At 70.0% G+C, this 24459-nt stretch carries 25 protein-coding genes; 9 read left to right on the top strand and 16 right to left on the bottom strand.

Translation table 11 applies throughout. The features are described 5' to 3' along the window. Window positions 1–2: 2 nt before the first annotated feature. Entirely contained in the window at window positions 3–158 is a 156-nt protein-coding gene (locus tag MHA02_RS18975) for a DUF2256 domain-containing protein (protein WP_174804689.1), read from the top strand. A gap of 128 nt (window positions 159–286) precedes the next feature. Here the strand turns inward: MHA02_RS18975 and MHA02_RS18970 are convergent, their stop codons facing one another. Genes MHA02_RS18970 through MHA02_RS18960 form a run of 3 tightly spaced genes read right to left on the bottom strand, consistent with a single transcriptional unit; the run spans window position 287 to window position 1943 of the window. After that, window positions 287–883 carry a nucleotidyltransferase family protein gene (locus MHA02_RS18970; RefSeq protein WP_147081698.1) on the bottom strand — a complete coding sequence of 199 codons (597 nt, stop codon included), beginning with the start codon at window positions 881–883 and terminating at the stop codon, window positions 287–289. Then, on the bottom strand, window positions 870–1610 hold the full coding sequence (locus MHA02_RS18965) for an XdhC family protein (protein WP_147081638.1): 741 nt from the start codon (window positions 1608–1610) through the stop codon (window positions 870–872). Before MHA02_RS18965 ends, MHA02_RS18970 begins: the two co-directional genes overlap by 14 nt. A 9-nt stretch (window positions 1611–1619) precedes the next feature. Continuing rightward, a complete protein-coding gene (locus MHA02_RS18960; RefSeq protein ID WP_147081636.1) occupies window positions 1620–1943 on the bottom strand; it encodes an XdhC family protein in 324 nt (107 codons plus the stop codon). 170 nt (window positions 1944–2113) lie between these two features. Here MHA02_RS18960 and MHA02_RS18955 point away from each other — a divergent pair, with 170 nt between their 5' ends. After that, window positions 2114–3244: a branched-chain amino acid ABC transporter substrate-binding protein gene (locus MHA02_RS18955; protein ID WP_147081634.1), complete on the top strand. Its 1131-nt coding sequence runs from the start codon at window positions 2114–2116 to the stop codon at window positions 3242–3244. Between the two features lie 234 nt (window positions 3245–3478). Continuing rightward, window positions 3479–3754, top strand: coding sequence for a translation initiation factor IF-1 (gene infA / locus MHA02_RS18950; RefSeq protein ID WP_147081632.1), 276 nt, complete (start codon window positions 3479–3481; stop codon window positions 3752–3754). 125 nt (window positions 3755–3879) lie between these two features. Here the strand turns inward: infA and parC are convergent, their stop codons facing one another. From parC to MHA02_RS18930, 5 genes are all read right to left on the bottom strand, one after another. Next, window positions 3880–6126 carry a DNA topoisomerase IV subunit A gene (gene parC, locus MHA02_RS18945; RefSeq protein WP_147081630.1) on the bottom strand — a complete coding sequence of 749 codons (2247 nt, stop codon included), beginning with the start codon at window positions 6124–6126 and terminating at the stop codon, window positions 3880–3882. A 44-nt stretch (window positions 6127–6170) separates the two neighbouring features. After that, a complete protein-coding gene (gene recO, locus MHA02_RS18940) occupies window positions 6171–6896 on the bottom strand; it encodes a DNA repair protein RecO (RefSeq protein ID WP_147081628.1) in 726 nt (241 codons plus the stop codon). 51 nt (window positions 6897–6947) lie between these two features. Beyond that, complete coding sequence (locus tag MHA02_RS22280; RefSeq protein WP_170249347.1) at window positions 6948–7094, bottom strand: hypothetical protein; 147 nt, start codon at window positions 7092–7094, stop codon at window positions 6948–6950. Between the two features lie 182 nt (window positions 7095–7276). Next, window positions 7277–7894: a ParB-like protein gene (locus MHA02_RS18935; RefSeq protein ID WP_147081626.1), complete on the bottom strand. Its 618-nt coding sequence runs from the start codon at window positions 7892–7894 to the stop codon at window positions 7277–7279. A gap of 85 nt (window positions 7895–7979) precedes the next feature. Further along, a complete protein-coding gene (locus MHA02_RS18930; RefSeq protein ID WP_147081624.1) occupies window positions 7980–8402 on the bottom strand; it encodes an EVE domain-containing protein in 423 nt (140 codons plus the stop codon). An 80-nt stretch (window positions 8403–8482) separates the two neighbouring features. Here MHA02_RS18930 and MHA02_RS18925 point away from each other — a divergent pair, with 80 nt between their 5' ends. Next, entirely contained in the window at window positions 8483–9502 is a 1020-nt protein-coding gene (locus tag MHA02_RS18925) for a lysozyme inhibitor LprI family protein (protein WP_147081622.1), read from the top strand. Window positions 9503–9530: 28 nt separating this feature from the next. Here MHA02_RS18925 and MHA02_RS18920 read toward each other — a convergent pair whose 3' ends face one another. The 3 genes from MHA02_RS18920 to tsaD form a co-directional block, all read right to left on the bottom strand. Next, on the bottom strand, window positions 9531–9998 hold the full coding sequence (locus MHA02_RS18920) for a hypothetical protein (protein WP_147081620.1): 468 nt from the start codon (window positions 9996–9998) through the stop codon (window positions 9531–9533). After that, window positions 9995–10999: an NAD(P)H-dependent glycerol-3-phosphate dehydrogenase gene (locus MHA02_RS18915; RefSeq protein ID WP_147081618.1), complete on the bottom strand. Its 1005-nt coding sequence runs from the start codon at window positions 10997–10999 to the stop codon at window positions 9995–9997. The genes MHA02_RS18920 and MHA02_RS18915 overlap by 4 nt, the downstream gene beginning before the upstream one ends. A 154-nt stretch (window positions 11000–11153) precedes the next feature. Next, window positions 11154–12206, bottom strand: a complete 1053-nt coding sequence (gene tsaD, locus MHA02_RS18910) for a tRNA (adenosine(37)-N6)-threonylcarbamoyltransferase complex transferase subunit TsaD (protein ID WP_147081616.1) — start codon at window positions 12204–12206, stop codon at window positions 11154–11156. Window positions 12207–12353: 147 nt separating this feature from the next. Here tsaD and MHA02_RS18905 point away from each other — a divergent pair, with 147 nt between their 5' ends. The 4 genes from MHA02_RS18905 to MHA02_RS18890 all read left to right on the top strand — a co-directional run bounded on the left by MHA02_RS18905 (window position 12354) and on the right by MHA02_RS18890 (window position 18430). Further along, a complete protein-coding gene (locus tag MHA02_RS18905; protein WP_147081615.1) occupies window positions 12354–13058 on the top strand; it encodes a uroporphyrinogen-III synthase in 705 nt (234 codons plus the stop codon). Window positions 13059–13804: 746 nt separating this feature from the next. Next, complete coding sequence (locus MHA02_RS18900) at window positions 13805–15529, top strand: hypothetical protein (protein ID WP_174804688.1); 1725 nt, start codon at window positions 13805–13807, stop codon at window positions 15527–15529. A 168-nt stretch (window positions 15530–15697) separates the two neighbouring features. Next, complete coding sequence (locus MHA02_RS18895) at window positions 15698–17230, top strand: heme biosynthesis protein HemY (protein WP_147081613.1); 1533 nt, start codon at window positions 15698–15700, stop codon at window positions 17228–17230. A gap of 96 nt (window positions 17231–17326) precedes the next feature. Next, window positions 17327–18430 (top strand): hypothetical protein, encoded by a 1104-nt coding sequence (locus MHA02_RS18890; protein ID WP_147081611.1) that lies wholly within the window; start codon window positions 17327–17329, stop codon window positions 18428–18430. A 95-nt stretch (window positions 18431–18525) separates the two neighbouring features. Here the strand turns inward: MHA02_RS18890 and MHA02_RS18885 are convergent, their stop codons facing one another. The 3 genes from MHA02_RS18885 to MHA02_RS18875 form a co-directional block, all read right to left on the bottom strand. Beyond that, on the bottom strand, window positions 18526–18864 hold the full coding sequence (locus MHA02_RS18885) for a DUF1491 family protein (protein WP_147081609.1): 339 nt from the start codon (window positions 18862–18864) through the stop codon (window positions 18526–18528). Window positions 18865–18912: 48 nt separating this feature from the next. Further along, window positions 18913–19596, bottom strand: a complete 684-nt coding sequence (locus MHA02_RS18880) for a peptidoglycan-binding domain-containing protein (RefSeq protein WP_147081607.1) — start codon at window positions 19594–19596, stop codon at window positions 18913–18915. 61 nt (window positions 19597–19657) lie between these two features. Further along, window positions 19658–21556, bottom strand: coding sequence for a sensor histidine kinase (locus MHA02_RS18875; RefSeq protein ID WP_147081605.1), 1899 nt, complete (start codon window positions 21554–21556; stop codon window positions 19658–19660). Window positions 21557–21920: 364 nt separating this feature from the next. Here MHA02_RS18875 and MHA02_RS18870 point away from each other — a divergent pair, with 364 nt between their 5' ends. Continuing rightward, window positions 21921–22205, top strand: a complete 285-nt coding sequence (locus MHA02_RS18870) for a hypothetical protein (RefSeq protein ID WP_147081603.1) — start codon at window positions 21921–21923, stop codon at window positions 22203–22205. Between the two features lie 74 nt (window positions 22206–22279). On the opposite strand, the gene dgcA is transcribed toward MHA02_RS18870, so the two are convergent. Both dgcA and dgcN read right to left on the bottom strand, forming a co-directional pair. Then, window positions 22280–23263, bottom strand: a complete 984-nt coding sequence (dgcA, locus tag MHA02_RS18865; RefSeq protein ID WP_147081601.1) for an N-acetyl-D-Glu racemase DgcA — start codon at window positions 23261–23263, stop codon at window positions 22280–22282. Window positions 23264–23266: 3 nt separating this feature from the next. After that, entirely contained in the window at window positions 23267–24283 is a 1017-nt protein-coding gene (gene dgcN / locus MHA02_RS18860; RefSeq protein WP_147081599.1) for an N-acetyltransferase DgcN, read from the bottom strand. Window positions 24284–24459 lie beyond the last annotated feature (176 nt).

The following is a 24459-nucleotide window of genomic DNA, read 5'->3' as shown; positions in this document are numbered from 1 at the left end:
CGATGGCCCGGATGCGGAGCAAGGCCGACCTGCCCCAAAAGATCTGTGCGCAATGCGGGCGGCCGTTCGCATGGCGGAAGAAGTGGGAGCGGGTGTGGGAGGAGGTTCGCTACTGCTCGGATCGCTGCCGGGGGGATGCCAGGCGGACCAAAGGGTGAATTGATACCGACGTTTAGGCCGATACTCCGTCATTGCGAGCGCAGCGAAGCAATCCAGGGCCGCATTCCCCAACGTTGAAGATGCTGCCCTGGATTGCTTCGCTATGCTCGCAATGACGGAGAGCGATCTATCCGCCTGCGAGAGCTGCAGGCGTGTCGACGTCGAAGGCCACCGCATCGTCCATTTCCACCTCGATGACGTCGCCGCGGCCAGCGAGCAGCGGCCCGGCGCCCGTATCCCCGCTGAGATTCTCGAGTACTTCTTTGAGCTTGTCGAGGTCGAGCAGAACGGGATTGCCGCGCCGGCCGCCGGTCACCGGAACGACGGCGCTCGGACGTGGCTCGGCAGCCCGATAGACCGCGATGAGCCCGTCGAGATGCGCGGCGGTGATCCGCGGCATGTCGCCGAGAAGGACCACGACGGCGTCGATCGCGTCCGGCATCGCCGCGAGGCCCGCGCGCAGCGACGTCGAAAGTCCGACTGCGGAATCCGGGTTGTCGACGAGGCGCAGGTCGAGCCCGGCGAGCGCCGCGCCGACGGCATCCGAATGCGCGCCGAGCACGACGACCACGGGCCTCGCCGAGGAGGCCAGAGCCGCCCTCGCCACATGTCTGATCAACGGCTCACCGTGGAGCATCGCCAGCAGCTTGGGCTCCGGCCCGAAGCGGGTGCCGCGGCCGGCGGCGAGGATCACCGCGCCGATGCGCGGCTCAGGCATCGAGATCGTGGCGCAGGCAATCCGCCGGCTTGCCGGCGGTTCGGCCCTTGATGCGGTCGCGGCGCAACGTCGCCACCACCTCGGCAAGGATGGAGACGGCGATCTCTGCGGGCGTGATCGCCCCGATGTCGAGGCCGATCGGGCCGTGGATGCGCGCGGTGGCTTCGGGGCTCAACCCCGCCTCCCCCAGGCGTTCGAGCCGCCTCGCATGCGACTTCCGGGAGCCCAGCGCGCCGACATAGAAGCAGTCCGCGTTCAGTGCCGCGATCAGCGACGGGTCGTCGATCTTGGGGTCGTGCGTCAGTGCGGCCAGCGCCGTGTAGCGGTCGAGCGTGCCGATCCGTGCGAAGGCGTCGTCGGGCCATTCCGCCAGCAACGCTACGTCGGGGAACCGCTCGGGCGTGGCGAAGGCGGTGCGGGGGTCGATCACGGTCACATCGAGTTCGAGCGCCTCTGCCATCGGGCAGAGCGCCTGCGAGATGTGGACCGCGCCGATCACCAGGAGGCGCACCGGCGGCACCTGCACCGTGAGGAAAAGCGAACGGCCGTCGATTTCGACGAGCCCGCTGTTGCCGCTCAGCAGACGCTCGCGAAACACCTCCGCCAGGGGGTCGGCGGCGAATTCGGCCTCGCGGACGAGGCGCTGACTACCATCCGCGGTATCGGTGACGAGGATCGCGGGGCGGCGGGCGTCACGCTCGGCGTTGAGGGCGGCGAGGTTGTCGAGCTTCATCGCAAAAACTCAGTCGATCCGCTCGACGTAGACGCGGATGCGCCCGCCGCAGGAGAGCCCGGCCCGCCAAGCGGTCTCGTCGGCGACGCCGAATTCGAGGACGCGCGCACGACCGTCCTCGATCACGTCGAGGCTCTCGGCGATGACGTCGCCCTCGACGCAGCCGCCCGAGACCGAGCCCAGAAAGTTGCCGTCGCGCTCGATCACGAGATGGCTACCGACGGGGCGCGGGGCCGAGCCCCAGGTCTCGATCACGGTGGCTAGGGCGACGCTGCGCCCGGCGCGCCGCCACGTCTCGGCCTCGCGAAGGATGGTCTGGTCGGTCGCGAGCATCGTTCGGGTGTTCCCTCCGTCGGGCACCGATCCGCGATGCAGCGACACATCCCGTTGAGGTAGGCGGCCGGCGACGTTTCGCAATGCGGCAACGAACGATGCTTCCGGGCTCAGCAGGCAGGCGCTATCACGATGCCAAGATCAGTGCAGGCCGATCGGGAGGCCGGACGATGACGAAGCGGCCTCTTGCGCTCGCGGCCTTGGGCCTTCTGCTGTCGACGCCCTTCGTGCTCGCGGCACCCCCACCCCTGAAGATCGGTCTCGCGGCGCCGCTGACCGGGCCGGATGCCGGTTTCGGCCAGGGGATGCAGGCTGGGGCCGAACAGGCCGTCGCCGACATCAACCGGGCGGGCGGCGTCAGCGGACAGAAGCTGCAGCTGGTCGTCCAGGACGATGCCGGCGATCCAAAACAGGGCATGGCCGTCGCGAGCAAATTCGCCGCGGATGGCGTGACGCTCGTGGTCGGCCATCTGAATTCCGGCGCCAGTGCAGCCGCGCTGCCGATCTACGAAGAGGCCGGCATCCTCACCGTGACGCCGGGGGCGACCTGGGCCCCGCTGACGGCGCGCGGCGCCTGGAACCTGTTTCGGTTCTGCGGCAACGATGCGCAGCAGGGGCAGCTTGCCGGAGCCTGGCTGGCGGAGCGATTTCCCGGCAAGCCCGTCGCCCTGATCAACGACAAGACCAGCTTCGGCCGCGGCCTCGCGGACGAAGCCGCCCGCGCACTGAAGGAGCGCGGAGGGCGAGAGGCGTTGTTCGAGGGCATCACCCGGGGCGACAAGGATTTTTCCGGCCTCGTGGCACGGATGAGAGCCTTGAGGATCGACGCGGTCTATTTCGGCGGCCTCGCCACCGAGGCGGCACTGCTCGTGCGGGCGCTGGGAGATGCCGGCTTTACCGGCCAGTTCGTCGGCAGCGACGGCATCCTCGACAAGGATTTCGAGAGGCTGGCCGGTCTCGGTGCCGAGAACACGGTGATGACGCTCGCGGCGGAGCCTCGAAAGCTCCCCGACAGCAAGGACCGCAAGGCGGCCCCGCTCCGATCGCCGGAGGCCGAGGCGTTCGCGGCTCGCACCTACGCGGCCGTCGAGGTGCTGAAGGGCGGGATCGAAGCGGCGAAATCGACGGAGGCACGCCGCGTCGCCGACAGCCTCCATTCCGGCAAGCCCCTGCGCACGCTGATCGGCGAGGTTGCTTTCGACACCAGGGGCGATCTCGCGAAGCCGCCCTTCGGTCTCGTCGTCTGGCGCAGGACGCCGGACGGCCGCATCGACTATGCCGGCAACGTGGTTGCGCCCTAAGACGCCGGCCTGATGCGCATTGGCCGTCGGTTTTGCCGCTTCACGGTCGATAAGTCGTTGCGCATCCCCTGTGCATGGTTGCGCGCAGGATGCACGAATATTAGATCAGCGGATCGCTCGACCCGGTTGCGCCTCCACGGATCGGACCCGCACGGCACGGCGTTTTGCTCGACAATGATCGACTTGAGGTAGCCGACGCGCCCCGTGATGGCGTTCCGGCCGGAGACAGGGTGCATGGCGAAAGAAGAATTGATGCAGTTCGACGGTCTCGTGATCGAGATCCTCCCGGACGCGCGGTACCGCGTACAGCTCGACCAGGGACACGAGATCGTGGCCTACACGGCGGGCAAGATGAAGAAGAACCGCATCAAGACCCTGGCCGGCGACCGCGTCACCGTCGAGATGTCTCCCTACGATCTCGAGAAAGGTCGCCTCGTGTTCCGTCACAAGGACGAGCGCGCGTCCGGTCCGCGTCCGCCCCAGCGCGGCCAGCAGTTCCGCCGCCGCTGACGCCCTCGTTTCGGCCCATGTGGCCGGACGCCGGCTCCGACGCCCGGCGGACACCGCCGGTGATCGTGCCACACGACTTTGGTGAGATCCGGGGGTTGCGAGGTTAGGGCCGCCGGGCCGCTCGCCTACTTCCCGAACCGATCGAACCGCGGAAAACTGCGCGTCATCAGCGTGCCGACCTCGGCGCGGTGGCCGAGCCACTTCTCCAGCACCTGCGCGTTGGCGAGCCGCGTCGCACCGGTGGCGTCGCGCCAGGGTAGGCCCTCCGCGAGGGAAAAGACGCAGCCGTCGCTGAGGACGCTCTGGCGGCAGCGTTGCAGGCGCACGCCCTTGCCGCGCGAGAGTTCGGCGAGTTCGCTGATCGGAAACACCAGCATCAGCTTCTCGGTGTTGCACACCGCGACGTGGTCGCCCTCGGCCTGGACCAGGAACGCCGCCTTGGCATCGTCGTCGAGGCCGAGAATGCCCTTGCCCTTACGGGTGTTGGCGACGAGTGCGTCGGCCGGCGCGACGAAGCCGCGGCCGTCGCTGCCGGCGATGAGCAGCCGGCTTTCCGGCTTGTAGGGCAACGCTGCGACGATCTCGGTGCCGTCGTCGAGGTCGACCATCAGCCGGATCGGATCGCCGAAGCCGCGTCCGCCCGGCAACTTCGAGGCTTCAAGCGTGAAGACCTTGCCGTTCGAGGTCAGCACCAGGACTTTCGATGTCGTCTCGGCCTGAAAACTGACCTTCAGGCTGTCGTCGCCCTTGAAGGCGACGCTCGACAGATCGGCGACGTGACCCTTCAGCGCGCGGATCCAGCCCTTCTGCGAGACGATGACGGTGACCGGCTCGCGCTCGACCATCACCTGGCTGAAGTCGATGCCGGCGGTATCGGGCGGGTTTTCGAGGGTCGTGCGCCGCTTGCCGAGCTTGGTCTCGGGGCCAAAGGCCTTCTTCACCGCGCGGATCTGCTTGGTGATATCGCTCCACTGGAGCTTTTCGGAGCCGAGCAGCTCCTCGATCCCCTCCTTCTCCTTCGTCAGTCCCTCGAACTCGCGCTTCAGCTCCATCTCTTCGAGCTTGCGCAACGAGCGCAGGCGGGTGTCGAGGATCGCGTTGGCCTGGAGTTCGGTGAGTTCGAAGCGCTTCTGCAGGGCCGGTCGCGGCTCGTCCTCCTCCCGGATGATGCGGATGACCTCGTCGAGGTCGAGATAGACGATGAGCAGGCCGCCGAGGATCTCCAGGCGCCGCTCGATCTGGCCGAGGCGGTGGCGCGAGCGGCGCTGCAGCACGACGCGGCGATGGTCGACCCATTCGCGCAAGCACTCGGCCAGCCCGATCACGCGGGGCACGAGGCCGCCGACGAGAACGTTGAGGTTCAGCGGGATGCGCGCTTCGAGCTCGGTGATGCGGAACAAAGATTCCATCAGCAGCACCGGGTCGACGCTGCGCGAGCGCGGCTCCAGGACGACACGGACGTCCTCCGCCGATTCGTCGCGCACGTCGGCGAGCAGCGGCAGCTTCTTCTCCTGCAGCAGCTCGGCCATCTTCTCGATCAGCCGCGACTTCGGGATGCCGTAGGGGATCTCGGTGACGACGATGGTCCAGGTTCCCCGGCCGAGGTCTTCCTTCGCCCAGCGCGCCCGCACGCGAAAACCGCCGCGCCCGGTGCGGTAGGCTTCCCGGATCGATTCCCGGCTGTCGATGAGGATGCCGCCCGTGGGGAAGTCCGGTCCCTGCACGAAGGTGCAGAGCTGCTCCGAAGAGGCTTCCCGATTCTGGATCAGGTAGAGCGCGGCGTCGCAGAGCTCGGCCGCGTTGTGCGACGGGATCGAGGTCGCCATGCCGACGGCGATGCCCTGCGAACCGTTGGCCAAGAGGTTCGGGAAGGCCGCCGGCAGCACGACCGGCTCGTCCTTCTCGCCGTTGTAGGACGCACGGAAATCGACGGTGTCCTCGTCGATCCCGTCGAGCAGCAGGCGGGCGACTTCGGTGAGCCGCGCCTCGGTGTAGCGGTAGGCGGCCGGCCCATCACCGTCGATGTTCCCGAAATTGCCCTGCCCGTCGACCAGCGGATAGCGCTGGGCGAAGTCCTGGCTAAGCCGCACCAGGGCGTCGTAGATCGCCTGATCGCCGTGCGGATGGAAATCGCCCATCACGTCGCCGACGATCTTTGCGCACTTCTTGAAGGCCGTATTCGGGTCGAGCCTCAGTAGCCGCATGCCGTAGAGGATGCGTCGGTGGACCGGCTTCAGCCCGTCGCGGGCATCGGGCAGCGCCCGGTGCATGATCGTGGAGAGCGCATAGGCGTAGTAGCGGTCCTCCAGCGCCGATTTCAGCTCGACGCTCTGGATGCCGTCATCGCTCGGCGGCTCGAAAGCCTCGCCCATCCCTTGACCCCAATCGATGTTTCACGTGGAACATAACACGAACATCAAGCCGTTGGCTCGATACCGGCGGCGACGAATCGCGCACGCTCCTCCGGGGACCGCAAACCGCGTGGCTCCCAGATGTGCTGGTTGAGGAAGTAGCCGGTCAAGCCGAACCCGTCCGCGACGTCCCGTTCGTCCGGTACGCCAGAGCGGTCGCGCAGGAAAGCCGGCAGCGTCAGGAGCCTGTCGCGATAGGGCTCGCCGGCCGAGGCGCTGACGGCCCGTCCGCTCTTCGGCGAGACGTAGATCAATTGGTCGTTGCCGCCGGATGCCGCGCAGGCGCTGAGATCGAGGCCGAAGCCGAGTTCGGCCAATATCGCGAGTTCGAACCGCACCATCAGCGCCGGCGCAATACGGCGGTCGCCGAGATGCTCCACCAGCACCTGCGCCGCATCGTAGAGCCCCACATGCGGATCGCGCTCGGGCAAAAGCCGCAGCAGCGCCGCCAGATGGCCGATGCCGTAGAGCGCCAGGGCCGACCCCATCAGCCGGGAGGCGACGAGGCGCGTCGGCTCCACCGTATAGGAGCCGAGCGACTCGTCGATCCGCGCCCGCCACGTGGCATGGAGCGTGTTGCCGGGCTGGAGCATCGGCTGCATCCGGCGCGACCGGCCGCCATGCACGAGGCCGAGATGGCGCCCGTGCCCTGCCGTCATGAGTTCGAGGATGACGCCCGTCTCACCGTGCTTGCGCAGGCCGAGCACGAGACCGTCGTCGGTCCATTGCATGGAACAGAGGCTTAGTTCCGCCGGCGGCAAAAGCCGAGGGGAAGGTTCGCCTCAGCCCACGCCGCGTTTCAAGGCGATCGCGGTGCGGGCGCCAGGGCCATGCTCCGCATCCGGATTGCGCAGTTCACGGATCCCGGGAGCGCGTCCGCCGATCACGAACGCGACCAGCGTGAACACCAGACAGACCTTGTACCGCATGACCCTGTTTCGCTCGTTCCAAGCGCTGCGGTTTAGGCTTGGCCATACGAGCTGGATCTGCGCTGGCGCACATCGGCCGGACGATCAGGGCGATAGGGCGCGGTATGGTTTTCGGAGTCTGAACGAGAGGAAGGGGGCGCGCCTGTAGCGAGCTCCGTCGTGATGCGGGAGCTCGGGTCCGGTCAGTTCGAAACCGGCCCGCACCATCCCGGCAGATACCCTGCATCGGGCGACTTCGCGAGGCTCAGCGCCTCTTCGAGCACGGCCGTAAAGTCGTTCTCGACGGCCTTGCGCTTGATCCGCCGCCGCAAAAAATCGGCCCAGAGGAACTCGCTGAACGGCGTGGTGTCCTTGGCGAAGCCGCCGGCGCGGCGCAGTTCGCCCGCAAGGCTTCGGAAAGGATCGTCGGCGAGGTCGGTGATCTTTTTCGGGATGTCCGAAAACGCGGCGCGGACGCCGTCGGCATCGTAGGGGTGAACCCAGGCCTTGTGGTCGGCCACCGTCCAGAACGCGTCCTTGTCGAGCTTGTGCAGGTCGGCGACGACCGTGACCGCCACGTGCTCTACGCCCTCCTCCTGCAGCGCGCGGGCGAGGTGGTGGTGGTCGATGACGTAGTGATGCTTCTTCGGCCCCAGCAGCACCGGGATCATGTGCGAGCCGAGGAAGGCAGCCTTCGTGTCGGGATCGTGCTCGCGCCAGCGCTTGCGCTTCTCCGCGACCTCGCGAAGGCCGACGGTCATCTGGGTGGGGCGTAGCTCGGCGATCGGCACCGGCTCGAGCAGGGGTTCGCGGGGAGCCATGCGAGTCGTCTCCGTGGTCGTTGGTGGAAGGCGAGCGCCGGATCCCGGCAGAACGCAAGCGGTCGTGTTTCACGTTCGTGAGATGTCAGGGCTCGGCCAACCCGCCCATCTCGCAGACCGCGACCCACTCGGCCTGCGTCACCGGCTGCACCGACAGGCGCGAGTTGTTGACGAGCACCATGTCCTTCAGCCGCGGCTCGGCCTTGATCGCATCGAGGGTGACGGGCTTCGGCAACGGCTTCACGGCTTTGATGTCGACCATGCCGAAGCGGCCGGAGGCATCGGTGTGGTCCGGGTGATAGGGCTTGACCACCGCGACGATGCCGACGACGGCCTTGCCCTCGTTCGAATGGTAGAAGAAGCCGCGCTCGCCGACCGCCATCGCCTGCATCTGGTTCTTGGCGAGGTGGTTGCGCACGCCGGTCCATTCCGTGCCGCCCTCCCCGGCCTCGACCTGCATGTCCCAGGACCAAGTGGAGGGCTCGGACTTGAACAGCCAGTAGGCCATCGGGTGGGGCTCCGCTCGCAGACCGGGATCGTCTACACGCTGCGCATGAGGGCCGGAAGCTGCACCGGAAGGAGCATCCCATGCGATCGTTTCTCGTGCCGCTGCTGATTGCAGCCGCCCCTCTCGGTCCCCCTGCAATAGCTGCCGAGTGGGGCGACGACACCCGTGCCTTCACCAGCGGCTACGAGCGTTCCAAGGCCATATGCCGATCCGCGAAATCGGCCCGGTTGCCCGAGGTCGCGGCCGTCGCCGCTCCGGATTGCGACGCGGAAGCCCTCTATTACGGCATCGGCCGCAAGGCGGACCCCGTCACCGCGCACGCCTGCGCCCTGAGGCAGGCGGCACGGCAGGCGCCCGACGCGGATTCGCCCTTCGAGGGCCGGAGCCTGCTGATGACGATCTACGCCAACGGCCTCGGCGCGCCGCGCGATCTCGACCTCGCCATCGCCCTCGCCTGCCGGATCGACGGGGCGCCGGCCGAGATCGACGGCCGCGTACTCCATCTCGACCGTCTCCGCGCCGAGCATTGGGCGGGCCGCGATTTCGACATCTGCGACGACCTGACCAGCGGCTACATGATGGGTCTCTGCGCGTCGCACGGCGCGCGGCTGGAAGCGGCACGCCGTGATGCGGACGTCGCGCGGCTCACGGCGGCCTGGCCACCGCAGCGCAAGGCCGCCTTCGCCCATCTCCGCACCACCGCCGACACCTACGCCGAGGCCGTGTCCGAGAACGAGGTCGATCCGCGGGGAAGCGGCAGCGGTGCCTTTCAAGTCGAGGCGAAGGCGCAGCAGCAGAGCGCGTTCGTCGGGTTGCTCCAGCAACTCGCGGCCGGACGATCGCCGGACGGGACATCCTCGTTCGCCGACGCCGATGCGGCACTGAACAGAGCCTACGGCAAACTGATGAAGGCGAAGGACGATCCTGACGCGCTCCCTCACGGCAAGGATGGCATCCGGCGGACGCAGCGGGCTTGGCTGGTCTACCCGGACGCCTTCGCCGCCTTTGCCCGCGAAGCCTTTCCGGCGACGGACCGGGACGCTCTCCTGGCCGCGTTGACGAAAGCCCGGACGAAAGCGCTGGCGGCGGGCGCCGATTGATACGGCCCGCACCGTCTCCGAGGGCGCGTCAGCCCTGCAGCGCTCGCCGCCAGAACGCGAGGCTGTCCGCATTGATCGGGGCGCCGGCCTGCGCGTTGCGCTCGCAGACGAACCGATGGAAGGCGTCCGCGTCGGATGGGCCGACGAGCGTGCGGACGGCCGCGAGGATGCGCGTGATCCGCAGATGGTTGTGGTCGTAGGGGCGAAGCCAGCCATCCGTCTCCGCATAGAACCGCCGCATCCGGTCGAGCATGGCGCGCAAGCCGTCCAGCGCCCGAGGATCGTCGCGGATCGCGCGGGCCTCCGTCCCGGTCAGCACCGGAGCGCCCGACACGGCGCGGCTCGCCTCGGGCAGCGGGAAACACCACTGGATGAAGTCGTGGACACCCTCGATGCGGGCATCGTCGAAGGCGAGGACATCGGCCAGGCTGCGCCCGCTGCCGTCGCGGCCGTGGCCGGCGAGGAAGGCGTGGATCGGGCCTGTCGCCCCGCTCACTCCGTCTCCCCCTTCAGCGGCCGTGCCAGCAGCCGCGCCACAACCCGGTCGACGTCCGAGGCGCCCGAGACGACGTCGGCCACGGCCTCCGCCACCGGCATCTCAACGCCCTTGGCGCGGGCGAGATCGATGAGGGCTGCGGCGGTGAAGGCGCCCTCGGCGAGTTTGCCGCCGGAGGCCTTTTCGGGCGAGGCGCCGCGGCCGAGGCGGTCGCCGAAGGCGAAGTTGCGCGATTGCGGCGAGGAGGCCGTCAGCACGAGATCGCCGAGACCGGACAGGCCCATCAATGTCTCGGGCCGTCCGCCATAGGCCTTGGAGAATCGCATCAGCTCGGCGAAGGCGCGGGCGATGAGGGCGGCGCGGGCGCTTTCGCCGAGGCCGCGTCCGGCGACGATCCCCGAGGCGATGGCCAGCACGTTCTTCCCGGCGCCCCCGATCTCGACACCGCGCACGTCGTCGGTGTGGTAGAGCCGGAAGGCCGGCCCGGAGATGAGTCCGGCGAGCCGGGCCGCCTCCGCCCCGTCGGCGCAGGCGAGCGTCACGGCGGTCGGCAGGCCGCGGGCGACGTCGGTGGCGAAGCTCGGGCCTGAGAGGACCGCGACGGTCGCCGCCGGCAGAACCGCGGCGGCGACGCCGCTCATGAAGGAATCCGTACCGCGCTCGATGCCCTTGGCGCAGAGCACCAGGGCCGCGCCACCGAGATGCGGCCCGAGCTGGCCCAGCACCTCGCGAAGCGTCTGTGCCGGCGTCACGACCAGCACCGTCCCGGCCCCGGCGAGACTCACCTCGTCGCTCGTGGCGCGGACCTGATCGTGCAGCGGGATGCCGGGCAGGTAACGGGTGTTGTCGCGGGTCTTCTGCAACCGGTCGGCGCTGGCGGGATCGCGCAGCCAGATCGTGACTTCCCGGCCCGCGCAGGCCGCAGCGTTCGCCAGCGCGGTGCCCCATGAACCGCCGCCGACCACGGCGACGCGGTTGGCTCGTCCGTTCTCGACGCTCATGGTGCCTCCCGGCCTGATCTCGGGCGCACCCTCGATCCTCTCGCCACCGTCGTCAACGGCGTGACTTTCGTCGGCCGGGCGGTTGCTCGCAGGCTCATGTCGATCCGAGGCCGCGAAGCGCTAAGACGACGCGGGTCTCGGAGAGCGTGGTCCCTCAGGCAGCCGTGGCCGGTGGTGCGGCGAAGGGCCAGCGGGCGCGGGCGGGAGCGGTGAGGTCGTCGACGAGGCCGGCACGGAGGCGTTCCAGGCCGGCCCACGCGATCATCGCGCCGTTGTCGCCACAAAGCGCCACTGGCGGGGCGACGAAGCTCAGGCCGACCTGTCCAGCCTGTGCCGCAAGCGCGCGGCGCATCGCACCATTGGCTGCGACGCCGCCGGCGGCAACCAGCGCGGTCGGGCGCCCGGCAACGACGTCGAAGCCACGCAGCGCCACACGGACACGATCGGCCACCACGTCGACTACGGCCGCCTGGAAGCTCGCACAGAGGTCGGCGACATCGGTGCGGGCGAGCGGCGCGATGCGCTCGGCCTCGATCCGCAAAGCCGTCTTGAGGCCGGAGAGGGAGAAGTCGGCCTCGCGCCGGCCGAGCATCGGACGCGGCAGGGCGAAGCGCTCGGGATTGCCGGTCTCGGCCATGCGCTCGACTTCGGGACCGCCCGGATAGCCGAGGCCGAGCAGCTTCGCGACCTTGTCGAAGGCTTCGCCGATGGCGTCGTCGATGGTGGTGCCGAGGCGGACGTAATCGCCCACGCCCTTCACCGCGACGAGCTGGGTGTGGCCGCCCGAGGCGAGCAGCAGCAGGTAGGGGAAGGCTAGCCCGTCGGTGAGGCGCGGCGTCAGCGCGTGCGCCTCCAGGTGGTTCACTGCCAGCAGCGGCTTGCGCGCGACGAGCGCCAGCGCCTTCGCCGTCACCAGCCCGACCAGCACGCCGCCGATCAGTCCGGGACCGGCCGCGACCGCGATGCCGTCGACATCGGCGAGGGTGGTGCCGGCCTTGTCCAGGGCGCGAGCGATCAGGCGGTCGAGCACCTCGACATGGGCGCGGGCCGCGATCTCGGGCACCACGCCGCCATAGGCCGCGTGCTCGGCGATCTGGCTCAGGATCTCGTTCGAGAGGATGCGGCCGCTCTGCCCGTCCCCGTCGGAGGTGGTCACGACCGCGGCGGCGGTCTCGTCGCAGGTGGTTTCGATGCCGAGGATCTTCATCGCGTTCCGCTCGCTGGGCGACCGACGAGCCGGGTCCGCCGAGGATGGGCCAAATGTACCGGCCAAGTGTACATGGCAAAGGATGGTTCGAGGGTTTACGGCAGAACGATCCGAGGGAACAGCGAGCCCAATACGACGGAGAGGGCCATGCGAATTTGGGTGGCCCGGCCGGAACCGGGCGCCGCGCGAACGGCGGAACGGTTGCGGGCCCTCGGGCATCGGCCGCTCGTCGCTCCCGTGCTCGTCGTGATGGCGACCGAGGCGCCGAGGCCCAGCGGCGCTTTCGACGGCGTTTTGATCACGAGCGGGCAGAGCGCCGGGATGCTTGCCGGGAGCGGCCTCGCGGCAGACGTACCGGTCTTCGCCGTCGGCGGAAGAACGGCGGACGCGGCAAGAGCCGCCGGCATTGCGCGCGTGATCGCAGCGGAAGGCGACGCGGAGGCTCTGGCACGGCGCGTCCAGGCCAGCCTGCCGACGGGCGCCTCGCTGCTCCACATCGCCGGTGCGGATCGGAAGGCGGAGCCGGGCGCGAGCCTCGGCGCGGCCGGCTATCGGGTGATCGTGTGGGAAGCCTATGCGGCGCGGCCGGTCGATATGCTGCCTCTCGCCGTCGCCGAGGCGTTGCGCGACCGCAGCCTCGCCGCAGCGCTGCATTTCTCTCGTCGCAGCACCGCGACGACGCTCCAGCTCGCACAAACCGCCGGACTCGACGGAGCGTTTCGGATGGTGGAACATTACTGCCTGTCGGCAGACGTGGCCGTACCCCTGGTCGAGGCCGGTCTCGTGGCCCATTTCGTTGCGGCGCGGCCGAGCGAGGAAGCGCTCCTGGCCGGTCTTCCGCATCCGGCCTGAGGGCGTCCTCGTCCGGACGGGACCGTCGGTGGTAAGCCGACGCCGGAAAATAGGGGCTCCGGGGCCGCGGCATCGACGATGCCGTCGCCGATGGCAGGCCTAACGAAAGGGATGACACGCCCGTGACTTCATCGGCAGACGAGCGCGGCAAGCCCACAAGTCGACCGGGCGACACCTCCGGCAAGCCGGCTTCGGCCACGCCGAGCGCGGCTCCGGCCAAGCCCGGTGCGGCCGGCAGCAGCACGATGCCGTCGAGCGCGACGCCGAAGCCGTCCGAGGCTCCGAAGGCGGCAGAGCCGGCGAAGCCCGGTGCGGCGGGCGGCACGGTCGCCGCCGGCGCCAAGCCAGCCGAGACGACGCCATCGGCTTCCGCTTCAGATCCTTCCAAGTCCGGCAGCGCGGAACCCGCAAAGTCCCCAGCGACCGGCGTGGAACCCGCGAAGCCAGGCTCTGGGGGAGCCGGCGCGTCGGCGCAGAACGCGATCCCGAACCCATCCACGACCTCGGCCAGCGCCACCGGCAGGGATTCCTCCACGAAACCCGCTAGTTCCGGGCCCAATACGGTCTGGTCGACGAGTTCCAGTAAGAGCGGCCCGGCCTCCGCCACTCCGTCTGCGACTCCGAAAAGCAGCTCGGCTGATCCGGTGAAATCGTCCGGCACCGCCGCCTCGCCCACGCAGCCGGTGAAATCCGCAGCAACCGGCAGCAGCGCAATCCCGCCCGCGTCACCCGCGCCAAGTTCCGGCATGGCCAAGCCCGAGGCGCCCGCCAAGTCCGGCGCCACCGGGAGCAGCGCTATCGGTGCTGACGCGACCAAGGACGGCGTGAAGCCGAGTTCGGGCGCCGGCGCGGCGTCGTCAGGAGGTGCCGCAACGGGCGCGACGCGGGTGAAACCCGAGGACGCTCTGACCGACGGACCGATCCTCGACCTCAAGGCCAATCGCGGCGCCGATCCGGCCGGTAGCAAGGGCCCGGGCAAGGATACCGGCGGCGCCAAGCCGACCGCGTCGGCAGCCCCCGGCATTGCTGCCGCCAGATCGGGGCCGGGTTTCGGCGCACTCGCGGCGTCGGGCCTCATCGGCGGGGTGGTCGGCGCGCTCCTCTTGTTCCTGCTGGCCCAATCGGGCCTGCTGGCGCTGAAGGGGCAAGCGGCGCGGCTCGACGCCCTCGACAAACGCATCGCTGCGCTCGCACCAGGCGACGCCGTGGCGGCGCTGGACAAGCGTGTCGCCGCCAACGAGGCGGCGCTGAAGCCGCTTCCCGAGGCCGTCACCAAGGCTCAGGCAGCGGCATCCTCCGCGGGCGAGAAGGCCGATCAGGCGCTCCAGAAGACCGGTGGAGCCCCCGCCGCCCCGACGGCCGAAGGATCGGCGCCCGCTCCGGCGCCACCGACCGACCTCGTCGCCCGGCTCGATGCCCTCGACCAGCGCGTCTCGGCCCTTCAGGAGGAGCCGGCCCGCGAGCAGGGCTCGGAGGCAAAGCTCGGGGCAACGCAGAACGGTGACGAGACTGTCCGGCTCGCCGATCTCGACGTGCGCCTCAAGGCGTTGGAGACCAAGGGTCAGGCGCAGGGCGCACCCGCGGTCCCCGAGGAAGACCTCGCGCCGAAGCTCGCCGCCATGCAGGGCGACGTCGAGACCCGCGCCAAGGCGAACGAGGCGGCCGATAAGGCGCTCGGCCAGCGCCTCGATCAGCTGCAGCAATCCCTCGACGGGCGGGTCGCGGCCGCCACCGAGGCGGTCCAGCAGGTCACGCAGGCGAGCCGCCAGACGGCCGAGGCGAGCAAGACCCAGGCCGAGGAAGCCGCCAAGGCGGTGGATCGCCGTCTGCAGGAGCAGGCCGAGCGCATCGCCGCCCTCGACAAGTCCGTCGATGCCAGCGCCAAGGCGGCGACCGTGCAGGCGACGCTGCGCGTCGTTGCGGCAAACCGCATCTCGGACGCCCTCGTGACCGGTGCGCCGTTTGCCGACGCCCTCGGCAGCCTGCGCGGCAACGATGCCGGAGACGGCGCGGGGCTCCAACCGCTCGCGGCCTTTGCCGATACCGGCGCGCCGACCGCAGCGGCGCTTGCCGATGAGTTCCGGCCGATCGCCGATAAGATCGCGGCGGCCCGGCGTTCGGCCCGAGCGGCCTCGCTCGCCTCGAGCGGCAGCATCGGCGACCGGCTGATGAGCATGGCGGAATCCGTGGTGCAGGTGAAGCGCGTCGCACCGGGCGGCACCTCGGTCGGCGGAGCGGCCTCGGCTGCGCCGACGGCCGACGACGAGCCCGAGGCGAAGGTTCAGGAGGCGCTGGACCACGGTCGTCTCGGCGATGCGGCCAAGGCCTTTGCCGCCCTGCCCGAGGATATCCGGGCGCAGGCCAAGGATTTCGGCGCCCGGCTGAAATCCGCCGCAGACGCCCGCGCCGCCGCACAGTCTCTGCAGGCCGAGGCGTTCAAGGCGCTGTCGGCGCCGGCCGGCGGCCGCTGAGCGTGTCGTTCGCGTTCCAGAGCGCCGACCCGGCTGTGGGGCGGCGCATAACGGCACGGGCCGAGGACGCGGACGCCGCTCCGCTCCCGGCTCGACATCCCATTCAACGCCTCGGCGCCGACGATCCCGCGGGATCCGGCTCCCGGACGCCCAGGAGTTCTTGACCGAATGTGGCGCGCTCTCGTCTTCCTCGCCCTTCTGGCGCTCGCTGCCTACGGCGCCGTCTGGGTCGCCGATCATCCCGGTACGGTCACCATCGTCTGGAGCGGATATCAGATCGGTGTCAGCCTCGCGGTCGCCCTCGTCGGCATCCTGATCGCGGCCCTCGTCATCGGCCTCATCCTCGCGGTGGTGCGCGGCGTGATCGGGCTACCGTCTTTTCTTAGTCGCTCGACGCGTGAACGTCGCCGGGCCAAGGGCATGTCGGCGCTCTCGCGCGGCATGATCGCGGTGGGGTCTGGCGATCCGCTGGCGGCCAAGCGCCATGCGGGCGATGCCGAGCGCCTGCTCGGCGCGCAGCCGCTGACGCTCCTGCTCAAGGCGCAGGCGGCTCAGATCTCCGGTGATCGGGACGCAGCCGAGAAGGCTTTCCGGAGCATGGCCGAAGACCCGGAGACGCGGGTGCTCGGCCTGCGCGGCCTCTACGTCGAGGCCCGCCGCCGCGAAGACGAGCCTGCCGCCCGCGCCTACGCCATGGAAGCTGCGCGTCTCGCTCCGAGCGTGACCTGGGCCAACGAGGCCGTGCTCGAAGCGCAATGCGCCGACGGGGACTGGTCGGCAGCGACGGAAACCGTGGAACGCCGCGCCTCCCTCGGCCTTCTGGACAAGCAATCCGCCCGCCGCCAGCGCGCGGTCCTGCTCACGGCCTCCGCCCAGATCCATGAGGCCGGCGAGCCGGACACGGCTTTGGTCCAAGCACAGAAGGCCGTCAGCCTCGCGCCGGAACTGGTGCCGGCCGCCTGCATCGCCGGGCGTCTGCTCGCGCGGAAGGGCGATTTGCGCAAGGCGGCGAAGGTCGTCCAGACCGCCTGGAAGGCCGAACCGCATCCCGACCTCGCCAAGGTCTATCTCGGCCTGCGCCCCGGCGACTCGACGCAGGACCGCTTGGCTCGTGCCGAGACCCTGGCGCGGCTCTCGACCTGGCATCCCGAATCCCGCCTCGCCGTCGCCCAGGCCGCCAGCGAGGCGCGGGAATTCGCCAAGGCCCGCGAGGTGATGGCCCCCCTCGTCGCCGACCGCCCAACGGTGCGCGCCTGCATGATGATGGCGCGGATCGAGCAGACCGAGCACGGCAAGGATACCGGCCGCGCCCGCGAGTGGCTGTCGCGCGCTGCCCGGGCCCCGCGCGACCCGGTCTGGATCGCCGACGGCCTGACGTCAGAGCGTTGGGCGCCGGTCTCGCCCGTTTCGGGCCGCGTCGACGCCTTCGTCTGGAAGACCCCGCCAGAGTTGCTGGGCGGCCCGGAGGACGGTGACGAAGAACACCAGCCGTCTCCCGGCCACGGCTCGCACGACGGAAAAGCCCTCGCCGCGTCGGCGGACGGCATCGCGAGCGCGAACTGGACACCGCTGCCGAAGGCCGATCCGGTCGCCGGCAGTGCCTACCTGATCGACAGCGGCACGCCGCCGGTTCTGCCCGTCTTCAAATCCGGCGAGGCTACCGGCAGCGGCGAAGCGCCGCCGCTTCGCGGCCTGTCGTGAGCGCTGCCGGGACAGTTTCGATTCGGCGGGCTTAAAGCTCGATTCACGCAAACTCGCCTAACGTGACCTTAGCGAGTTCTGCGTAATCGAAAGCCCATGACCTCATCCGTCATAGACGCGCCGGACATGACCGGCCTCATCGAGCTGTCCCGCGATCCGGGGCTCGACCTCAAGCCGGTCATCTTGCGGGTGCAGACCGACCTGTTCCTGGCCGCGCCGATCCGCGACCGGGCGGTGCTGTCCGCCTTCGCCTCGCTCGCGACCGGGCTGATCCCGATCGTGGATGACGAGACCGCGCTCACCGTCGCGAGGAAGCTCGCCCCCTGCCCCGAGACGCCCCAGACCGTACTCGCGGCCTTGGCCGCCCGGGGCGGCGCCGTCTGCGAGACCGTGATCGACGCAGCCGCCGTCGTCGGCCCCACCGTCGTCGCCTCGGCAATTTCCTCGGGCAGCGATATCGGCCACGCCATCGCCGCCCGTGCCGAGCGCGAGCGACGGAACGCGCCGGACCCCGAAGTCACCGACCTGGCCCTTGCCCGCGACTCGCACGCACGCCTCGATCGCGCGACGCTCGACCGCCTGACGATCCGGGCGCGACGCGAGACGGAGCTCGCAGAGACCCTGCTCGGACGGCGCGACATCGCGGCCGCCGACCTCGCGCCGCTCTGGCTGCATGCGGAGGTGCCGCTTCGCAAGAAGATCCACGACAGCATCGCCGCCACCGCCGCCCTGCGGTTTCACCCGCAGGCCCCGCGTGACATCGGCACGGTACTCACCGGGCTGTCGCGTGGCGGCGACGTGAAAGGATTTCTGGCGGCGCTCGCCGACGCCCTCGGCCTGCCGAACGGCTTCCTCGGCTCGGCACCGAACCCGTCATCGCGTTACGACCTGCTGACGCTGGCGCTCCGCGCGGCCGACCTCAGCGAGGCGCAGGCTGTCTACGTCTTCCTGACGCTGAACGGCACCGTCGCCCGCTCGGCCGACCGGGTGTTCGAGCTGGTGCAGCTCTTCCGCTCGCTGACCCGCCCTGCCGCCCGCGATCTCCTCGGTGCGATCCTCGACGTGAAGCTGCCGGAACGGGGCTCGGGCGCCGAACACCGCCCCTATTATGCGCCCGACACCGCCAAGCCGCGTCAGCAGGCCGAGCGGATTTCGTCGCGCAACATCATCCTGCCCAGCCGCGCACGCCAGACGGTCTGATACGCCGTCCGAATGATCCATTTCGAAAGCGTATCGTTAAGCCCGCGCGGCCACTAAGCTAAGTCGAAATCCCCATCGCGAAGCAATCGCCCGGATCACGTCACCAGTTCGAGGCCGTGGCGGCCGTCGCGGTCGTCGATCTCGATGATCCAGAGGTCCTCGTCGAAGCGGATCTCCTTGGCGATGCGGGCCTCGACGTCGGGGCTGTCCGCACCGGTCAGCATGACAGAAAAACGCCGCTCGCCGTCATCCGCTGCGATCAGCGCCTGGGGTGCCGGGCCGTAGAGGTCGGCAGTCCCGTCGAGTCTGTCGACTTTGATGAAGATCGCTCCGGCCTCTGCCGACCCGCGCCGTCGTTGGACGGCAGGAATGCCCTCGACGCCGAGTCGGCGCAGATGTGCGGACACCCAGAAATCGGCGCGGAGACGAGGCATGAGCCGCGATAGCGCGTCGCTGGCGCGGTTGCACGCCCTCGACCAGACTCAGCCCTTGGCCGAGCCGGCCTTGGAGGCGAGCTCCCGAAGCGTGCGGCCCGAGGCCTCGCCCGTCACCGGCAGCTTTCGGTCGCGCTCGAACTTCTCGATGGCGGCCCTGGTGGCCGGTCCCATCATGCCGTCCGCCTTGATCGCGCCGTAGCCGAGCTTCGACAACGCGCGCTGTGCCTGTGCGACCTTGTCGACGGGCTTCGGCGTCACCGAGGCCGTGGTGTCGCCGGCCGAGCGCAGGATATCGCCGATGGCGTCGCGCGCGGGTGCCTTCTCCGCATGCTTCGCCTCGGGCTTGTCCTTCGCTGCCGGCTCTACGGAGGCCTGTGCAGGTTGAGCAGGAGCCGATGGTGCCTTAGCCGCTGGAGCCTGCGCGGCCGGCTGCGGCAGGATCGGGGCCGGGTGGCGACCTGCCTGGAAGCCCAGGGCATTCACCGTGACGTAGCCGACAGCCACCAGGGCCGCCACGGAGCCGAGCGTCTCGCCCGGTCGGGTCGTGCAGACGCGGCCCGTCCAGCGACCGATGGCAGCCACCGTCGCAAGGAACTCGCCGGCTGCGGAGCCGGTCGCCACGGTGCGGGCAGCACGGTGCGGCGCGGCCTTGGCCGCCGAATTGCCGGGACGCATGTCGCGGGGGACGACGATCTCGCGCTGGTCCCGCCGCGTTGTTGGCTCGCGCATCAAAGCGATCTCTCGATGGGTCGGACAGCCGCGGCGGTGGATCGCCGGCGGCTCAAGGTCGTCAACCGGCCCGCTTGAGCGGCATCGCGCTCTCGCGGCTCGGCAGGGTCTCGTCGTCGAACAGGCCGATCGGCAGGCGCACCACGGTCGGGGCCGGGCCGGAGGCCGGCGCCGCGCCGCGGATGGCGGTCCGGATCGGCGCTGGCTCGGACGGTGTCGAGCTGCGGCGCGGATCGAGCGGCAGCGTCACCGAGACGGTGGTTCCCCGGCCCGGGGCGCTCTCGATCGAGATCGAGCCGCCGTGCAGTCCGACGAGGCCGCGCACCACCGACAGGCCGAGACCGGTGCCCTCATGCGCCCGCTCGTAGCCGCCATTGGCCTGGAAGAAGGGATCGCCGATGCGCGGCAGGTCCGCCTCGGCGATGCCGCTTCCCGTGTCGCTCACCACGAGATCGAGATAGCTCGCTCCGCGCCTGACGCCGACCTCGATCCGGCCACCCTTCGGCGTGAACTTCACGGCGTTCGAGATCAGGTTGATCAGAACCTGCCGGCAGGCACGGGCATCGGCGTTGATCGCACTGCCGTGCGGGATGACACCGCGCACCAGCCGGATGCCGGCGTCGTCCACCTTCAGTTGCATCAGGTCGCAGCAACCGGCGACGAGCTCGCCAACGTCGAGGGCTTCGGGCTCGAACTCGAAATGGCCGCTCTGGATCCGCGACATGTCGAGCAGCGTGTTCACGACACCGAGCAGATGCCGGCCCGAATTGGCGATGATGTCGGCGTATTCCTTGGAACGCTCAGCGGTGAGCGTGCAGGCGCCCGCCCCACCGAGCACTTCCGAGAAGCCGATGATGGCGTTGAGCGGCGTGCGCAACTCGTGGCTGACGGTGGCGAGGAAGCGGCTCTTCACGGCGTCGGCCCGTTCGGCATCGGCGCGGGCCTTGTCGAGTTCGGCCGCGTGGCGGTGATGCTCCGAGACGTCGCGGGTGACGGCGACGACGGTGGCCGCGTTCGCCCCGCCGAGGCCGGCCTCGATCCGATGCGCACGCATCTCGGCGAAAATCGCGCGGCTGCCGTCGGCGCTCGGCGTGTCGAGGTGGAGACGAAAGGGAACGGTGACCGGCTCGCCGCTCGCCGCGACGTCGCTGATCGCCTTCAGCAGGGCCGGACGATCGTGGATGTGGACGCGGTCAAGCAGGCCGAGGCCGCGCAGGCGGCCGGGCTCGACGCCGACGAACTTCGCCGCGGAGGCGCTGGCCTCCAGCACGCGGCCGTTGGCGTCGTGCCAGGTGACGAGGTCGTCGATCGCCGAGAGCAGCAGACGGTCGCGGGCCTCGTTGTCGCGCATGCGGGCGCGCCATTCGCCCTCGCGGCGCAGGTGCTCGATGGCCTGGGCCGAGATGTGCCCGATCGCCGTGATGGCGAAGAGCGGCATGGCGATGGCGCTCGGCCAGCCGATGGCCTGGGCGGTGAGATCGAACTGTCCCGAGAAGGCGACGGCGAGCGCACCGAGTGCAGCGATCAGCGCCGCGGCGACGGTCGCCCGGATGGAGCCGGACACCAGCGCCTCCAGCGGGATCGCCACCAGCCAGAGCGCGGCGGCCGAGCTCGAACCGCCCGTCAGCGCCGCCAAGCACACTACGACGCCGGTGAGACCGGCCGAGGACAGAGCGTGAGCGATCCAGAGAATGCCGGTCCGCGACAGCACGGCAGCGGCCAGCACCGGCAGGAACAGCGAGGCGACGCCGAGGGCCTCGATGCCGCTCGGCACGCCGCGCCACAGCAGGTACGGCGGCAGCGCCGCCATCATCACCGCGCCCGTGGCGAGCCGCGAGACCAGGAACCGCTCATGCCGGAAGCGCATGCCGGGCTCTTCGAGAGCCGAGTCGTGCACGAGACCCGCGAGGCGGGCATCGAACAGGGTCGCCAGGGTCGTGTCGATACGCAAACTCACCACGCGCAACGCGGTCGGCCGTGAACAACGGCCGGATGTCGCGTCCCTCAAACACATCGGTTCAACTGACGCAGACCGTCGCAGACCCGGTTTAAGTGACGATGAAGCGAAAGCATCAGATCGAGTCGGCATGATGCCGATGATGAGCGGCGGAGGCCTCGGGGCGATGTCGCCGCGGCACTTGTCCACAGCCATGCGCCTCGCGTTTCGCCGATTTCCGAAGGGCGATGCGACCCGGACAAGGCTTCGTTCACCACGCCCGCGCTTTCCGCCGGACAGATCGGACGCGGTTCACCGTCGAGTGAGATGGTGGGGCTCGAAACGCTCCTGGTCCGAGCACGACGCCCCGCATCCGGAAGGTCGCACCATGTCGTTCATCCTGCGCGCGGCCCTGGCGATCGGCGCGCTGTCCTACTTCGCGCTGCAACGGGACGGCAGCGTCCCGCCGACCGGAGAGCTCACGGCGATGGCCGAGCGCCAGAGCGTGCAGATCACGGCGTTGGCGGGAGCCCTGCCGACCGAGATGCGCGCCGCCGCGACCCAGGCCGTTACTGCGGAACTGGTGAAGCGGCTCTCGACCGACACCGCCTCCCGCGACACCCTGATGGCGGTCGACCGCCGGCCGGACTGGCGCGGAAGCGACCTGCGCTGAGGTCTGGATGCGATCGGGTCACCGTTTCCGGCTCGGTCGCGCGGTCATCCCGGGGCGCCGAGGCCGTCAAGCTCCTACCCCCAAAGCTCGGGCAGCGGCGGATGCACGAGGCTGCCCTCGTAGAGCAGACCCGGCTCGCGGTCGCGGGCCAGCAGCAGCGGCCCGTCGAGGTCGACATAGGCGGCTTGGCTCGCGAGCAGCATCGCCGGCGCCATGGCCAGCGAGGTGCCGACCATGCAGCCGATCATGAGCGTCAGGCCGCGCGCCCGCGCCTCCTTGGCCAGCAGCCTCGCCTCGGTGAGGCCGCCGGCCTTGTCGAGCTTGATGTTGATGGCGTCGTAGCGCCGGGCCAGGGCGTCGAGCCCGGCGCGATCGTGCAGGCTCTCGTCGGCGCAGATCGGGATGGTGCGGTCTATGGTTTCGAGGAGCGCGTCCTCGCCCGCCGGCAGCGGCTGCTCGATCAGCCCGACGCCGGCCGCCGTGCAGGCCGCGAGGTTGCCCAAGATGGTCTCGGGTCGCCAGGCCTCGTTCGCATCCACGATCAGACGCGAATCCGGTGCGCCGCGGCGGACGGCGGCGATGCGGGCCGGATCGCCCTCCCCCCCGAGCTTGACCTTCAGCAACGGGCGATGCGCGGCTTTGCGGGCGGCGGCCTCCATGGAGTCGGGATCGCCGAGGCTCAGTGTGTAGGCCGTCGTCACGGGTGACGGCTCGCCGAGACCCAGCAATTGCCAGGCTGGGGTGCCGGTGCGCTTGGCTTCGAAGTCCCAGAGAGCGCAGTCGAGGGCGTTGCGCGCCGCCCCCGGCTTCATCCGCTCCGAGAGGTCCCGGGGCGTGACACCGTCGGCGACGGCCTGGGCTTGCTCCTGGATCAGCGCGCTCACGCTCTCGACGGTCTCGCCATAGCGGGCATAGGGCACGCACTCACCGCGCCCGCGAACCGCGCCGTCCCCGATCGTAGCGACGACGACCACGGCCTCGGTTCGGCTGCCGCGGGCGATGGTGAACGCGCCGGCGATCGGGAAGCGCTCGACGGCGACGGTGAGGCGGCGCGCCATGGCTCAGGCCTCCCCAGGGAACTCGACCGCGATGCGGTCGACGATGGCCTCGACGCCGAAGCGGACCGGGTCGGTCGCCGGAAGATCGTGCTCCTCGGCCAGAACGTCGAGGAGGCGGCGGGCCTCGGCCTCGTCCAGCGCCTGCGTGTTCACGGCGATGCCGACCGGCCGGATTTTCGGGTTGGTGAGCCGCCCGCAGGTGACCGTCAGGGCGATCACGTCGGCGATCGACGGCAGCGGGTGCTGGACCCCGCGCATGGTCGTGCGGGTCGGCTCGTGGCAGATCACGAAGGCATCCGGCTGTGCCCCGTGCAGCAGGCCGAGGCTGACGCCGGCGAAGGAGGGGTGGAAGAGCGAACCCTGGCCTTCGATCAGGTCCCAGTGCTCCGGATCAGCGGCCGGCGCGATCCACTCGACGGCGCCGGAGATGAAATCGGCCACCACCGCGTCGATGGCGACGCCGCGGCCGGAGATGAACACGCCGGTCTGTCCGGTCGCCCGAAAATCCGCATCGAAGCCACGCGCGCGCATGCCGCGCTCCAGGGCGAGGGCCGCATATTTCTTGCCGGCCGAGCAATCCGTGCCGACGGTCAGCAGCCGGAGGCCCGGCCGCTTGGTGCCCTTGCCGGTGTCGAAGGTCTCGTCGCTGTGCCGGACGTCGTGGAGCTGGCGGCCGTTGGCGCGCGCGGCCTCCGCGATCTCGGGGATCGAGCCGAGGCGCACGTGCAGTCCGCTCGCCACGTCGAGCCCGGCCTCCAGCGACGCCACGATCTCGGAGACCCAGTGCTTCGGGAGCGTACCGCCTGCATTGACCACGCCGACGACCATCGTCCGGCAGCCCTTCTCGACGGCCTCGGCCAGCGTCAGATCCGGGATGCCGAGATCGGCGGCGCAGTGGGGCATGCGGATCTGGCCGATGCACCATTCGGGGCGCCAGTCACTGATGCCGTAGGCGGTCTTGGCCGCCAGCCGGTCAGGCACGTCGCCCAGGAACATCAGGTAGGGCGTGGCGATCTGCATGGTTCACGTCCGTCGATGGGGAAGAGCCCGTCGTAGCGCATCGGCTGCGACGGGCCGGTGTCGGTCCGCGGAGGGCGAGCTATACGAGAGCCGGTGCGCCGGCCACAAACACGATGTCTTGGATGCGCCGCCGCCAGCGCCTACCTGACGCAAGTCACCACAGCCGAGACGGACCC

Source organism: Methylobacterium haplocladii, assembly GCF_007992175.1.
In the GTDB taxonomy this organism is placed as follows: domain Bacteria; phylum Pseudomonadota; class Alphaproteobacteria; order Rhizobiales; family Beijerinckiaceae; genus Methylobacterium; species Methylobacterium haplocladii.
This window is presented reverse-complemented; position numbering and strand designations above follow the sequence as displayed.